This window comes from Streptomyces sp. NPDC039480, from assembly GCF_055597165.1.
The window spans coordinates 290617-303930 of the sequence record NZ_JBVITX010000006.1 but is presented as its reverse complement, the minus strand read 5'-3'; the positions used below and the strand labels follow the sequence as shown (position 1 = coordinate 303930).

12 protein-coding genes are annotated in these 13314 nt (G+C 72.0%); 4 read left to right on the top strand and 8 right to left on the bottom strand.

The genetic code is table 11. From position 1 onward, the window contains the following. Positions 1 to 55: 55 nt before the first annotated feature. The 5 genes from ACZ56E_RS20965 to ACZ56E_RS20945 form a co-directional block, all read right to left on the bottom strand. On the bottom strand, positions 56 to 1357 hold the full coding sequence (locus ACZ56E_RS20965) for a haloacid dehalogenase-like hydrolase (protein ID WP_471216126.1): 1302 nt from the start codon (positions 1355 to 1357) through the stop codon (positions 56 to 58). A 16-nt stretch (positions 1358 to 1373) separates the two neighbouring features. Continuing rightward, complete coding sequence (locus ACZ56E_RS20960; protein WP_471216124.1) at positions 1374 to 2687, bottom strand: haloacid dehalogenase-like hydrolase; 1314 nt, start codon at positions 2685 to 2687, stop codon at positions 1374 to 1376. Between the two features lie 92 nt (positions 2688 to 2779). After that, a complete protein-coding gene (locus tag ACZ56E_RS20955) occupies positions 2780 to 3568 on the bottom strand; it encodes a 3-oxoacyl-ACP reductase (RefSeq protein WP_471216122.1) in 789 nt (262 codons plus the stop codon). A 3-nt stretch (positions 3569 to 3571) separates the two neighbouring features. Next, a complete protein-coding gene (locus tag ACZ56E_RS20950) occupies positions 3572 to 4969 on the bottom strand; it encodes an aldehyde dehydrogenase family protein (RefSeq protein ID WP_471216120.1) in 1398 nt (465 codons plus the stop codon). 7 nt (positions 4970 to 4976) lie between these two features. Beyond that, positions 4977 to 6347 carry a glutamine synthetase family protein gene (locus ACZ56E_RS20945; RefSeq protein WP_471216118.1) on the bottom strand — a complete coding sequence of 457 codons (1371 nt, stop codon included), beginning with the start codon at positions 6345 to 6347 and terminating at the stop codon, positions 4977 to 4979. Between the two features lie 75 nt (positions 6348 to 6422). On the opposite strand from ACZ56E_RS20945, the gene ACZ56E_RS20940 reads away from it, so the two are divergent. The 3 genes from ACZ56E_RS20940 (at position 6423) to ACZ56E_RS20930 (ending at position 9576) form a co-directional block, all read left to right on the top strand. Beyond that, the gene (locus ACZ56E_RS20940) at positions 6423 to 7172 is read left to right on the top strand and encodes a FadR/GntR family transcriptional regulator (protein WP_468611678.1); all 750 of its coding nucleotides are present in this window, start codon (positions 6423 to 6425) and stop codon (positions 7170 to 7172) included. Between the two features lie 139 nt (positions 7173 to 7311). Beyond that, the gene (gene eat / locus ACZ56E_RS20935) at positions 7312 to 8760 is read left to right on the top strand and encodes an ethanolamine permease (RefSeq protein WP_471216116.1); all 1449 of its coding nucleotides are present in this window, start codon (positions 7312 to 7314) and stop codon (positions 8758 to 8760) included. 99 nt (positions 8761 to 8859) lie between these two features. Further along, a complete protein-coding gene (locus tag ACZ56E_RS20930) occupies positions 8860 to 9576 on the top strand; it encodes a gamma-glutamyl-gamma-aminobutyrate hydrolase family protein (RefSeq protein WP_471216113.1) in 717 nt (238 codons plus the stop codon). On the opposite strand, the gene ACZ56E_RS20925 is transcribed toward ACZ56E_RS20930, so the two are convergent. From ACZ56E_RS20925 to ACZ56E_RS20915, 3 genes are all read right to left on the bottom strand, one after another. Next, positions 9545 to 10513 (bottom strand): phosphotransferase family protein, encoded by a 969-nt coding sequence (locus ACZ56E_RS20925; protein ID WP_471216111.1) that lies wholly within the window; start codon positions 10511 to 10513, stop codon positions 9545 to 9547. The genes ACZ56E_RS20930 and ACZ56E_RS20925 overlap by 32 nt on opposite strands. 87 nt (positions 10514 to 10600) lie before the next feature. Next, complete coding sequence (locus ACZ56E_RS20920) at positions 10601 to 11044, bottom strand: DNA-binding protein (RefSeq protein WP_471216109.1); 444 nt, start codon at positions 11042 to 11044, stop codon at positions 10601 to 10603. Positions 11045 to 11118: 74 nt separating this feature from the next. Beyond that, entirely contained in the window at positions 11119 to 12123 is a 1005-nt protein-coding gene (locus tag ACZ56E_RS20915; RefSeq protein ID WP_468611683.1) for a LysR family transcriptional regulator, read from the bottom strand. A 70-nt stretch (positions 12124 to 12193) separates the two neighbouring features. Here ACZ56E_RS20915 and ACZ56E_RS20910 point away from each other — a divergent pair, with 70 nt between their 5' ends. Then, entirely contained in the window at positions 12194 to 13312 is a 1119-nt protein-coding gene (locus ACZ56E_RS20910; RefSeq protein ID WP_471216107.1) for a TDT family transporter, read from the top strand. Positions 13313 to 13314: the final 2 nt, after the last annotated feature.

The window sequence follows — 13314 nt, the reverse complement described above, 5'->3', positions numbered from 1 at the left end:
TGCCGCGAAGATCAGTACACCGAAGACCAGTGCACCGAAGACCAGTGCGCCGAGGTCAGTACACCGAGTCCCGCTGGTCCGCGACCACGCTGCCGTCCGCGCGCCGGACAGGCCCCTTGCCCCCGTCGTGCTCGTTGTACGCGCCCGTCGAGCACGGGTAGAGACCCTGCTTCTGCGGCATCGGCTCGATGAACATGGGGTTCACGACCCAGCGGCCGTCCGCGTCGTCGTAGGCACGGCACATGAACTCGTTCTTGTTCCGGTTCAGCACGAGGTGCGCGCCCGTCGCGTCGCCGACGAAGGTCACGTCGGTGTCGGCGTCACCGCCGCCGAGCGCGATGCGGTGCCTGAAGTCCTGCTTCGCCCAGGCCTTCTTGCCCTTGACGCCGAAGATCTCCTGGTTGACCCAGCAGCGCTTGCCGTCGATGTAGGGGATGGCCTCGCCCTTGTTGACGGGGACGCCGCCGCAGCCCTGGTTCCAGGTGGTGATGCGGCCCTTGCGGTCCAGGACCGAGCGGATGGCGACGGTGTGCTTCCGGTCGATGCCGACGCTCTTCGACCAGACCTCCGTCACCGGCTCCGAGCCCGCCGAGACGATGTAGACGTCGAAGCCGGCCTTCTTGAGCGTACGGATCAGGTCGCGCTGCTGGTCGTAGTAGCGGACGTAGCCGGGGATCTTGTGCGTGCCGACGGTCTGCGTGGCGCCGACGGGGGCGGCGAGCGCCTCCTTGCGGGCCTTCGCGGCGTACGTCTCCAGCTCGCGGACGGTGTGCCCGGCGAAGAGCTGCGGCACCCAGGCGTACTGCGGGACGGTGTGGCGGTGGTCCCACTTCCCGGCGAAGGCCGCGGCGCCGCTCATCGTCAGTCCGTCCTCGCGGACCTCGAAGATCTCGTCGGCGCAGTCCTTGTCCCTGGAGGTGGGCAGCGGCCTGCCGACCGGGACCTTCGTGCCGCACGCCTCGGTGAGCGCACGGTCCGCCTCGTCGGTCATCCACTTGCTGGTGGACTTCCAGCTCTTGGGGCGCAGGATCTTGTCGTGCCGCAGGGACCAGGCGATGGTCGCGTCGGTGACGTCGTTCTTCGTGATGGTGTTGTCCCAGTCGAACGCGGCGACCGGGCGCTTGTGCCCGCCGCGGCCGAGGTCCGGGTTCGCGCAGGTGCCGCGCTCGTCGATGGTGCGCTGGAGCTTGGCGCGGTTGTTGCCGTACCAGGTCAGCTTCTTCGACAGCTGGGGGCAATCCGCTTGTGCCGTACGGGAGTTCGCGGTCGTGGCGGCGGCCGCGGGGAGAGCTGCCGGCACGGCCGCCAGGGTGGCGGCCGCGGCCAGGGTCAGCGCCAAAATGTTTCTGTTACGCATGTGAGTGGACCGTACATCAGCCCTGTGTGGCCGACGACGCCGGAGACGCCCCGTGGACCGTGTCCCGCTGATCGGGGATGACGGAGCCGTCCGTACGGCGCACCGGGCCCTCGCCGCCGTCCCGCTCGGTGTAGCCGGTGGAGGCACAGGGGTAGGGGTCGGCCTGCGCGCCCTTGGGCTCGATGAACATGGGGTTGACCAGCCAGCGGCCGTCACCGTTGTCGTAGGCGCGGCACATCACTTCGTTCTTGTTGCGGTTGAGGACGAGCCGCAGCCCGGTGGCGTCGCGCAGGAAGGAGACGTCCGTGTCGGAGTCGCCCGCCGCGAACACCTGGCGCCTCGCGGCCGGTTGGACCTTCTCGGCGGCGGCGCCGCGCACGCCGAGGATCTCCTTGTTGATCCAGCAGCGCTTGCCGTCGATGTACGTGATCATCGAGTCGTCGCCGTCGCGCACGGTCCCGCACCCCTTGAGGTGGGCGGTGTGCTTGCCGTGGGCGGTGACGTTGCGGATGCCGAGGGTGTGCCGTGCGTCGATGCCCACGCCCTTGCCCCACACCTCGGCGACCGGTTCGGGCGACGCGGAGACGACGTGGACGTCGAAGCCGGCCTTCTTGAGCGTACGGATCAGGTCGCGCTGTTGGTCGTAGTAGCGGACCCAGCCGGTGACCTTGTGGGTGCCGACGCGCTGTTCGGTGCCGATGGGCGCGGCGAGGTTCTCCTCGCGTGCGGCGGCCGCGAACTGCTTGACCTGGCGGGTGGTCCAGCCGCGGGTGAGCTGGGCGAGCCAGGCGTACTGCGGTTCCATCCTGCGGTGGTCGAAGCCGGCGAAGGCCGCCTTGCCCGAGGTGGTGGTGCCCTCGCCGTAGACGGAGAGGATCTCGTCGGCGCAGGCGGTGTTCCGGTGGGTGGGCAGGGTGGTGCCGGTGGCGGGGCAGGCCTTCGTCAGGGCCCCGGCGGCCCGGCGGGTCAGATAGCGGCTGGTGGTGTGCCAGTCGCCGTCCTTCGGCGTGCGTATCTTGCCGTGGCGCACCAGCCAGTACATGGTGGCGTCGCCGATGTCGTTCTTGATGACGGTGTTGTCCCAGTCGAAGGTGGCGACCGGCTTGGCGCCGCGGCCGGCACCGCAGCTGCCGTACGTGTCCACCATGTGCTGGAGTCTGGCTCTGTTGTCGCCGTACCAGCCCTCGGAGACGCTCAGGGTGGGGCACTTCGCGGCCCTCTTCGGCGGGGCGTCCTGGGTGGCTTCGGCGGTGGCCTGGACGCCGACGAGGCCGGTTCCCGCGACGGCGAGCACGGCGGCCGCGGCGGTGCAGCGGCGCTTGAAGTTCATGTACACACTCCCGTGTCTACGCAGGTCAGCCGGGCGTCGTGCGACGCCCGGCTGACGGTGTGGTGGCCGGAGGATGAACGGCGGAGGTGCGGTTACAGGGGTGTGACGTACGCCCCGGTGAGGCCGCCGTCGACGAGGAAGTCGGTGGCGTTCACGAACGAGGCGTCGTCGCTGGCGAGGAACGCCACCGCGGCCGCCATCTCATCGGCCTCGGCGAAGCGGCCCACCGGGATGTGCACGAGGCGGCGCGCGGCACGCTCGGGGTCCTTGGCGAAGAGCTCCTGGAGGAGCGGCGTGTTCACCGGTCCCGGGCAGAGCGCGTTGACGCGGATGCCCTCGCGGGCGAACTGCACGCCCAGCTCGCGCGACATGGCGAGGACGCCGCCCTTGGAGGCGGTGTACGAGATCTGCGAGGTGGCCGCGCCCATCCGGGCCACGAACGACGCGGTGTTGATGATCGAGCCCTTGCCCTGGCGCCGCATGTAGGGGATGGCGGCCTTGCAGCAGAGGTAGACGGAGGTGAGGTTGACCTCCTGGACGCGCTTCCACGCTTCGAGGCCGGTGTCGAGGATGGAGTCGTCGTCGGGCGGCGAGATGCCCGCGTTGTTGAAGGCGATGTCGACGGAACCGTAGGTGTCGAAGGCGGTCTTGAAGAGCGCCTCGACCTGCTCGGCGTCGGTGACGTCGACCTTCACGAAGATCCCGCCGACCTCGTCGGCGGCCTGCTTGCCGGCGCTCTCGTCGATGTCGCCGCAGACGACGTGGGCGCCCTCTGCGGCGAGGCGGCGGGCGGTGGCGAGGCCGATGCCGCTGCCGGCGCCGGTGATGACCGCGGTGCGGCCGACGAGGCGGCGGCAGATGTTCTCTGATGTGTCCGACATGGGTCAGGCCTCCGTGCTGATGAAGACGTTCTTGGTTTCCGTGAAGGCGTGCAGGGCGTCCGGGCCGAGCTCGCGGCCGAGTCCGGACTGTTTGTAGCCGCCGAAGGGCGTCCAATAGCGCACGCTGGAGTGCGAGTTGACGGACAGGTTGCCTGCCCGGACGGCCGCGGAGACGCGCAGGGCCCGGCCGACGTCGCGCGTCCAGATGGAGCCGGACAGGCCGTATTCGGTGGCGTTGGCGAGCCGGATCGCGTCGGCCTCGTCGTCGAAGGGGATGACGACGGCGACGGGCCCGAAGACCTCCTCCGTGGCCACCGGCGCGTCCGGGTCGACGTCGGTGAGCAGCGTCGGCGGGAACCAGAAGCCGGGCCCCTCGGGGGCGGTGCCGTGGATGCCGTCGCCCGGGGTGACGTAGGAGCGGACGCGGTCCAGCTGGGTCCGGGAGATCAGCGGGCCCATCTGGGTCTTCTCGTCGGACGGGTCGCCCACGACGATGGACTCGATGGCGGGGGCGACGACGTCCAGGAAGCGGTCGTACACCGATCGCTGTACGAGGACGCGGGTGCGGGCGCAGCAGTCCTGGCCGGAGTTGTCCAGGTACGACATGGGGGTGGCGAGGGCCGCCGCTTCCACGTCGGCGTCGGCGAAGACGATGTTCGGGCTCTTGCCGCCGAGTTCCAGGGTCAGCCGCTTCACCCGGTCGGCGCAGGTGGCCATGATCTGCTTGCCGACGCGGGTGGAGCCGGTGAAGACGATCTTGGCGACGCCGGGGTGCTCGACGAGGGCGTTGCCCGCTTCCGCGCCGGTGCCGGGCAGGACCTGGAAGAGCCCTTCGGGGAGGCCCGCCGCCAGGGCGAGTTCGGCGAGGCGGAGCGCGGTGAGCGGGGTCGTCTCGGCCGGTTTGAGGATCACCGCGTTGCCTGCCGCGAGGGCGGGCGCCGTGCCCCACGCGGCGATCGGCATCGGGAAGTTCCAGGGGGCGATGACGCCGACGACGCCGAGGGGTTCGAGGACGGTGACGTTCAGGCCGCCGGGTACGGGGATCTGCCGGCCGCTCAGCCGCTCGGCTCCCCCGGCGGAGAAGTCGAGGAGGTCGCGGACGTTGCCCGCCTCCCAGCGGGCGTTGCCGATGACGTGCCCGGCTTCGCGGACCTCCAGGCGGGCCAGCTCCTCGAGGTGGTCGTCGACCTGGGCGGCGAAGCGGCGCAGGAGCCGGGCGCGGTCGGCGGGGGCGGCCGCGGCCCACTGCTCCTGGGCGCGTGCGGCGCGGGTGACGGCGGCGTCGACGTCCTGCGCGGTGGCGGCGGGGACGGTCGCGACGACCTCTTCCGTCGCCGGGTTCAGTACGTCGAGTTTCGATACGTCGGGTTTCGATGCGTCGAGTTTCGATACGTCGAGCAAGGCTGCCTCACATGCGTTCGAAGGAGCGGCGGAGCTCCCAGTCGGTCACCGCGGAGTCGAAGGCCTGCAGCTCGACCCGCGCCATGTTGCGGTAGTGCGCGACCACCTCGTCGCCGAAGGCGGCCTTGGCGATGGGGCTGTTCTCCCAGAGCTCGGCGGCCTCGCGCAGGGTGGTGGGGACGTGTTCGTAGTCGCCGGTGTAGGCGTTTCCCGTGCACTCGTCCGGCAGTTCGAGCTTCTGTTCTATGCCGTGCAGGCCGGCGGCGATCAGTCCGGCGACCGCGAGGTGCGGGTTCACGTCGCCGCCGGGGAGGCGGTTCTCGAAGCGCATCGAGCGGCCGTGGCCGACCACGCGCAGCGCGCAGGTGCGGTTGTCGTGTCCCCAGGCGGCGGCGGTCGGCGCGAACGTGCCGGGCTGGAACCGCTTGTAGGAGTTGATGTTCGGCGCGTAGAGGAGGGAGAAGTCGCGGAGCGCCGCGAGCTGGCCCGCGAGGAAGTGCCGCATGACGGGTGACATGCCTCCCGGGTCGTCGGGAGAGCCCGCCATGACGTTGTTGCCGTCGGCGTCCTGGAGCGAGAGGTGGATGTGACAGGAGTTGCCCTCGCGCTCGTTGAACTTGGCCATGAAGGTGAGGGAGACGCCCTCCTGGGCCGCGATCTCCTTGGCGCCGGTCTTGTAGATGGCGTGCTGGTCGCAGGTGACGAGGGCCTCGTCGTACTTGAACACGATCTCGTGCTGGCCCGGGTTGCACTCGCCCTTGGCCGATTCGACGACGAGTCCGGCGGCCGCCATGTCGTTGCGGATGCGGCGGAGGAGCGGCTCGATGCGGCCGGTGCCGAGGACGGAGTAGTCGATGTTGTACTGGTTGGCCGGTGTGAGGTCCTTGTATCCGGCGTCCCACGCCTGCTCGTAGGTGTCCTTGAAGACGATGAATTCGAGCTCCGTGCCGACGTGGGCGGTGTAGCCGAGCTCCGCGAGCCGCTCCAGCTGGCGGCGGAGGATCTGGCGGGGCGCGGCCACGACGGGCGAGGAGTCGTTCCAGGCGAGGTCCGCGATGAGCATCGCGGTCCCCTCGTTCCAGGGGACGCGGCGCAGCGTGGAGAGGTCGGCGTGCATGGCGAAGTCGCCGTAGCCGCGGTCCCAGGAGGACATCGCGTAGCCGTCGACGGTGTTCATGTCCGCGTCGACGGCGAGGAGGTAGTTGCAGCCCTCCGTGCCGTGCTCGAGGACCTCTTCGAGGAAGAAGCGGGCGGCGAACCGCTTGCCCTGGAGCCGCCCCTGCATATCGGGAAAGGCCAGGACGACCGTGTCGATCTCGCCGCTCGCTACGAGGGCCTTCAGCTCCTCGACGGCGAGCGGGGGTGTGCGGTCTGCCACGGGAAATGCCTCCTTGGGTCAGCCGGGAGCCATAAGGTATTGCCGAGAACCTTTGCTTGGGAAGGGGGTACGGGCATGTCGCACACGGAAGAGGGCACGCCGTCCGCGGCGCCGGACGACGACCGGCTGACACCGGTACTGCGTCCGGTGCGGGCGGGCAACGGCTTCGAGGAGGCCCTGGAGCAGATCCTCCAGGTCGTCCGCCTCGGCCTGGTGCCCGGCGGCGAACGGCTGCCGTCGGAGCGGGAGCTCGCCGACCGCCTCGGCATCAGCCGGGTGACGCTGCGCGAGGTCCTGAAGGTGCTGCAGGACCAGGGGCTCGTCGAGTCGCGGCGCGGGCGGTACGGCGGCACGTTCGTGCGGCCGCGCCCCGAGGCGCCGGGCGAGGACGAGCTGCGCCGCCGCATCAAGGACGTCGACGTCGAGGACGCGCTGCGCTTCCGCGAGGTCCTGGAGGTCGGCGCGGCCGGGCTCTGCGCGGCGCACGGGCTCACCGACGAGCAGGCGGACCGGCTGCGCACGGCGCTCGCGCAGACCCACGACGCACCCCTTGCGGAGTACCGCAGGCTCGATACGCTGCTGCACCTCACGCTCGCCGAGCTGTGCGGGTCGCCGTCGCTCACCGCGCAGTACGCGGCGGTCCGCGCGACCGTCAACGACCTCCTCGACTGCATCCCGCTGCTGGTGCGGAACCTGGAGCACTCGCAGCGCCAGCACACCGCGCTCGTCGAGGCGGTGCTCGACGGGGACGCGGACGGCGCGCGGGAGATGATGCGCGAGCACTGCGCGGGAACGGCGGCCCTGCTGCGGGGCTTCCTGACGTGAGGAGCGTGAGGAGCGGTTAACCGTCGTGTAACGCAAGGGGCTTGCTTTCTCGCACCTCGCACGGCAAAGGTATGGATCCGTTCCTTTGAGTCCCCCGTCTGAGTCACCCGCCGCAGCGCCGTCGCATGGGAGCCGTGCCATGACCGTGGAGTCCAGCAAGCCGAGCCCGGCCGAACCACCGGCGGAAGACTATCTGGAGCGCAGAACGCTCCGCAGGGGCAGCGCGGGCTGGCTGCTGCTCACCGGACTCGGCGTCGCCTACGTCGTGTCCGGCGACTTCTCGGGCTGGAACTTCGGCCTCGCGGAGGGAGGCTTCGGCGGCCTCGCGATCGCGATGGCGCTCATGGGCGTGATGTACGCGTGCATGGTCTTCTCGCTGGCGGAGCTGTCGTCCGTCCTGCCCACCGCGGGCGGCGGCTACGGCTTCGCGCGGCGCGCGCTCGGCCCCTGGGGCGGCTTCCTGACCGGCACGGCGATCCTGATCGAGTACATCCTGGCGCCGGCCGCGATCTCCATCTTCATCGGTGACTACGTCGAGTCGCTGGGCCTCTTCGGCCTCACCTCGGGCTGGCCCGTCTATCTGGCCTGCTTCGTCATCTTCATCGGCATCCACCTGTGGGGCGTCGGCGAGGCGCTGCGCTTCAGCTTCGTCGTCACCGGCATCGCGGTGGCGGCGCTGCTCGTCTTCGCGGTCGGCGCCTTCATGGACTTCGACGCGTCGAAGCTGAACGACATCCCCGTGGACGCCGACGCCTTCGGCGCCAACTCCTGGCTTCCCATGGGGCTGTTGGGCATCTGGGCGGCGTTCCCGTTCGGCATGTGGTTCTTCCTCGGGGTCGAGGGCGTGCCGCTGGCCGCCGAGGAGACCAAGGACCCGGCGCGCACGCTGCCGCGCGCGATCCGCTGGTCGATGGCCATCCTCGTCGCCCTCGCGCTGCTCACCTTCTTCGCCTCGGCGGGCGCGCGCGGCGCGAACGCGATCCAGGACGCGGGCAACCCCCTGGTCGAGGCACTCCAGCCGGACGGCGACGCGACCGGCCTGAGCCGCGTCATCAACTACGCGGGCCTCGCCGGCCTGGTCGCCTCCTTCTTCTCCCTCATCTACGCGGGCTCACGCCAGCTCTTCGCGCTCTCCCGGGCCGGCTACCTCCCCCGCTTCCTCTCGCTCACCAGCAGCCGCAAGGCCCCCTACCTGGGCCTGCTCGTCCCGGGCGCGATCGGCTTCGGGCTGGCCGCGGCGACCGGTGACGGCGCCCGCATGCTGAACGTCGCGGTCTTCGGCGCCACCATCTCGTACGCCCTGATGTCGCTCTCGCACATCGTGCTGCGCCGCCGCGAGCCGGAGCTCCAGCGGCCGTACCGCACCCCGGGCGGCGTCCTGACCTCGTCCGTCGCTCTGGTCCTCGCGTGTGCCGCGCTGGTCGCGACGTTCCTGGTGGACGTGACGGCGGCGCTCATCGCCCTCGCGGTGTACGTGGTCGCCCTCGCCTACTTCGGCCTCTACAGCCGCAAGCATCTGGTGGCGCGCGCACCGGAGGAGGAGTTCGCGGCGCTCGCGGCGGCCGAGGCAGAGTTGGAACGCGACTGATCGCCGTACGGAAGAGGACGTACAGAAGACGACGTACGGCAGAGAACGTACGGAAGAGAACCTGCGGCAGCGAACGTGCGGAAGAGATACGGGAGAACGGTGCGCGAGAACGGCGAGAAGAGCACAGTGAGCGGCGGCAGGCCGCTGATCGGGGTCAGCACCTATCTGGAGTCCAAGGTGAGCTGGGGCGTCTGGGAGCTGCCCGCGGCCGTGCTGCCGGCCGGCTATCCGCGCCTGGTGCGGGCGGCGTGCGGCATGACCGCGATGCTGCCGCCGGACGACCCGGCGCACGCGCGCTCCGTCGTCGACCGGCTCGACGGTGTGGTCGTCGCGGGCGGCCCGGACGTCGAGCCCGCGCGGTACGGCGCGGCGCGCGAGGAGCGCACGGGGCCGCCCGCCCGGGAGCGGGACGCCTGGGAACTCGCCCTGATCGAGGCCGCGCTGGCGTCCGGCACACCGCTGCTCGGCATCTGCCGCGGCATGCAGCTCATGAACGTGGCGCTCGGCGGCACCCTGATCCAGCACCTGGACGGGCACGTGGAGCGGGCGGGCACCTTCGGCACGCACACGGTGAAGCCGGTCCCCGGCACGCTGTACGAGTCGATCGTGCCGGACGCGTCCACGGACGTGCCGACCTACCACCACCAGGCGGTGGACCGCCTCGGCAGGGATCTCGTGATCTCCGCGTACGCCGAGGACGGCACCGTCGAGGCCGTCGAACTCCCCGGTCCCGCCTGGGCGCTCGGCGTGCAGTGGCACCCGGAGGCGGGCGAGGACACGCGCGTCATGGCAGCGCTGGTCCGAGCCGCTTCCTGAGCCACTCCAGGGCCGCCGCGCCCTGGGCGGCCTGGAAGGCACGCAGGGTCGGCAGGCCGGGCGGATCGGGCCGCAGAGAGTGGCGTACGAAGAATCCGGCGAGGCCCGCGAGCGCCGCGGTCACCCCCTTCGGGTCGGCAGCTCGGCCCACCCGCTGGGCGGTGAACACCTCCTCCGGGTCGGGGCCGCCCTGGGCCCGCACGCACGGCAGCATGACGAGCAGGTCGAACCAGGGCGTCGCGCGCACGGCGTGCGGCCAGTCGACGAAGACGACCCGGCCGCCGTCGGACGTGAACAGCATGTTGTCGGCGCGCAGGTCGGCGTGGGCGAGGGTGTCGCCCGCGACGGACGCGGCCGCGGGCGCGGCGAGTTCGGCCAGGTCGGACAGGTGGCGGCGGGCCCACGGGTCGACCCTGTCGTTGTTCTCCGCGCCCTCTTCGACGAGCCGTTCCCACCCCCGGAACATGTTCGCCACGGCCTCTCCGGCGGAGGGAGCGGCGACGGGCGAGGGCGTCAGCTGCCGCGAGAGGGCGTCCACCGCGTCCAGGACACGTCCGAACTCCTCGGCGCGCCACGGCACATGGGGCTGTCTCCCGTCGACGTCCTCGAAGGCGAGCGCGACCCAGGTCCCGTCGTCGTAGGAGGCGAGGAGCCGGGGCGCGGGCACCGACTCGGGCAGGGCGGCGGAGTTCCTGGCCTCGGCGCGGTGCAGCGCGGGGCTGCCCGGGTTGGCCTCGGAGCTGACGGCCTTCACGAACGCCCGCCGCCCGTCGTCGAGCCGTACCCGGGCGGCGGCACCCGGCGAGAAACCGCCGCGCTGCGTCACCGCCTCGACCACCGGCGCGCCGAGCGCGTCCGCCAACCCGTCCCGCACGTGCGGGGGGAGCTGCCACCAGGGGGTGCGGACGCCGGTCGCCGGGGGCGCGGTGAGGTTCATGCCACCCATGGTGGGCGGGGGCCCGGGCGGGCCGCCACGGAATTTCCCGGCCGCCAGTGACTCCCCCTCCCCCGGGCCCGCCGGGGGCTACTCCGCCTCGCCCGCCGTACGCGACGCCAGCCGCTCGTACCGCTGCCGGGCGGCCTGCGGGGTGCCGAGGCCCAGCCCGAAGGCGATCTCGGGCCAGGTCATGCCGCGCCCGCGCGCCATCTGGAGGAGGCCGGTCTCCAGCTCGTCCAGCTCGCCGCGGACAAGCGGCAGGAGGGTGAGGGCCGCGGTGATGTCGGCGTGGTCCACCTCGGGCTCGCCCTCGACGGGCAGCGCGGCGCCGCTGAGCAGGAACGAGACGAGCCGCACGGCTTCGTGCGGACCGAGGACGGTGGGGTGGACCTGGCGCCGACGCTGCTCGTCGTCGGCGGCGTAGCGCTCGGCGACGCGCATCAGCGACGCGTATACGCGCTGCGCGCGGGCCTGTTCGGGGTGCGGCGGCGTGAACGGGTCGACGGTTTCGGACTGTTCGGGATGCGACATGAGCCCATCATGGGCGGACGCACACTATGTAGTCAACGATCCGTTGTGAACACCCTGTTTGCATCCCCTCTCGCTCACGACCGCCGCCCTCCACCCCCCGCCCCACCCCGCGTCAGCGCCAGCAGATCCCGCCCCGGCCCCGCCGGGCGATGCCCCGTCGGCCAGACCGCCCGCAGCTCCCTGCGCAGCCTGACCTCGGCCAGGGGGATCTCCACCAGCCGCCGTGCCGCCAGCTCCTCGCCGACCGCGAGCTCGCTCAGGACCGAGGGGCCCGCACCGCTCACCGCCGAGGCCTTCACCGCCGTCGTGGACGACAGCTCGATCAGGGGGCGGGCGAGCCCGCCGAGCGCCGCGTCGAGGACCTGCCGGGTGCCCGAACCCTCCTCGCGCAGGATCAGCGGCGTCGCCGCCAGCTCCGCCGCCGCGAGCGGCTTCCTGCGCCGCGCCCACGGGTGCCCCGGCGCCGTCACGACGACCAGGCGGTCGTGTGCGACGACGACCTCGTCGAGGCCGCCCGGCACGGTGAGCCCCTCGACGAAGCCGAGGTCCGCCTCGCCGGCCAGCAGCCGGGAGGCGACGGCGGCGGAGTTCCCCGCGAGCAGGGACACCGCCGTGTCGGGCCGCTGCGTCCGCAGGGCGATCAGCCAGCCCGGCAGCAGATACTCGGCGATCGTCATGCTGGCCGCCACCCGGAGCCGCGAGTCCCGCCGCACGCGCAGCGCCTGCGCCCCCGCGTCGAAGGCCTCCGCCGCCTCCACGATGCGGCCCGCCCAGTCGGTGACCAGGGCGCCCGCGTCGGTGAGGCGCGAGCCGCGGGGCGACCGGTCGACGAGCGCGACGCCCAGCTGCCGCTCCATCGCCCGCACCCGGCTGCTCGCCGCGGGCTGCGTGATGCCGAGCTCACGGGCGGCCCGCCCGAGACTGCCGAGCCGCGCCACGGCGAGCAACAGCTGGAGCGCGCCGAGGTCGGGCACGCGGTGCGCGAGGGACGCCTCAGGAGTGTGGGCGGGGGCGGGAGCAGAGGCGGCAGGGGCGGGAGCGGAGGCGGCGGGCTCGGGCGACGCAGGGGACGTACTCATAAAGCCAGCTTATGCCCCCATAGAAGAGCACTCCCTGGTCGCGCCGTCCTCCGCGGACGACGGTGGACCCATGGTCACCACCGCTCCCCCCGTCGCCGTCTCCCCCACCGCCCCCGGCAGCCGTGCCCTCGCGGTCCGGCACCTCGGCCCGAACTGGTACGCCTCCGTCATGGGCACCGCCATCATCGCCAACGCGGGCGCGACGCTGCCGTATCAGTTCACGGGGCTGCGCACGGGCTGCACGATCGTGTGGGCGCTGTCGTCCGTGCTGCTGGCCGTGCTGCTCACCGCCCGTGCCGCGCACTGGATCCACCACCGCGACCAGGCCCGGGCCCATCTGCTCGACCCGGCCGTGGCACCGTTCTACGGCTGTCTCTCGATGGCCCTGCTCGCGGTCGGCGCCGGCACCCTGATCGTCGGCGAGGACTGGATCGGCACGGGCGCGGCCGTCGCGGTCGACACCGTGCTGTTCACCGCGGGCACCGCCATCGGGCTCGTGGCGGCCGTCGCCATCCCCTATCTGATGGTGACCCGGCACCGCGTCACCGTCGACCAGGCCTCGCCGGTGTGGCTGCTGCCCGTGGTGGCGCCCATGGTGTCGGCGGCCGTGGGACCGCTGCTCATACCCCACCTGCCCGCGGGCCAGGACCGGCAGACGCTGCTGTACGCCTGTCTCGCGATGTTCGGCCTGAGTCTGCTCGCCACCCTGGTGATGCTGCCGGTGATCTTCGCCCGCCTGGTGACCGCGGGCCCGCTGCCCCTGGCGCTCACCCCCACCCTGTTCCTGGTGCTCGGCCCGCTGGGCCAGTCCACGACCGCCGCGAACAAGTTCGCCGACTTCGCCCCGGGCGTCGTCCCCGCTCCCCTCGACCGCGGTTTCCTCGTCTTCGCCGTCCTCTACGGCGTCCCCGTGCTGGGCTTCGCCCTGCTGTGGCTGGCGCTCGCCGGAGCCATGGTGGTGCGCGCCCGCCGTCGCGGCATGGGCTTCGCCATGACCTGGTGGGCGTTCACCTTCCCCATCGGCACCTGCGTGACCGGCGCGGAGGGCCTCGCGCAACACACCGGCCTCACCGCGTTCGCCTGGCTCGCGACCGGCCTCTTCCTCTTCCTGCTGGCCGCGTGGGCCGTGGCCCTGACGCACACCCTGCGGGGCGTCGCAGGCGGCAAGCTGCTCGCGGCCCCGCGCTGAGC

Coding starts and splice junctions, on each gene's coding strand:
- ACZ56E_RS20965 (WP_471216126.1), bottom strand. CDS start 1,357: ATGCGTAACAGAAACATTTTGGCGCTGACCCTGGCCGCGGCCGCCACC.
- ACZ56E_RS20960 (WP_471216124.1), bottom strand. CDS start 2,687: ATGAACTTCAAGCGCCGCTGCACCGCCGCGGCCGCCGTGCTCGCCGTC.
- ACZ56E_RS20955 (WP_471216122.1), bottom strand. CDS start 3,568: ATGTCGGACACATCAGAGAACATCTGCCGCCGCCTCGTCGGCCGCACC.
- ACZ56E_RS20940 (WP_468611678.1), top strand. CDS start 6,423: ATGTCGCACACGGAAGAGGGCACGCCGTCCGCGGCGCCGGACGACGAC.
- eat (WP_471216116.1), top strand. CDS start 7,312: ATGACCGTGGAGTCCAGCAAGCCGAGCCCGGCCGAACCACCGGCGGAA.
- ACZ56E_RS20925 (WP_471216111.1), bottom strand. CDS start 10,513: ATGAACCTCACCGCGCCCCCGGCGACCGGCGTCCGCACCCCCTGGTGG.
- ACZ56E_RS20920 (WP_471216109.1), bottom strand. CDS start 11,044: ATGTCGCATCCCGAACAGTCCGAAACCGTCGACCCGTTCACGCCGCCG.
- ACZ56E_RS20915 (WP_468611683.1), bottom strand. CDS start 12,123: ATGAGTACGTCCCCTGCGTCGCCCGAGCCCGCCGCCTCCGCTCCCGCC.
- ACZ56E_RS20910 (WP_471216107.1), top strand. CDS start 12,194: ATGGTCACCACCGCTCCCCCCGTCGCCGTCTCCCCCACCGCCCCCGGC.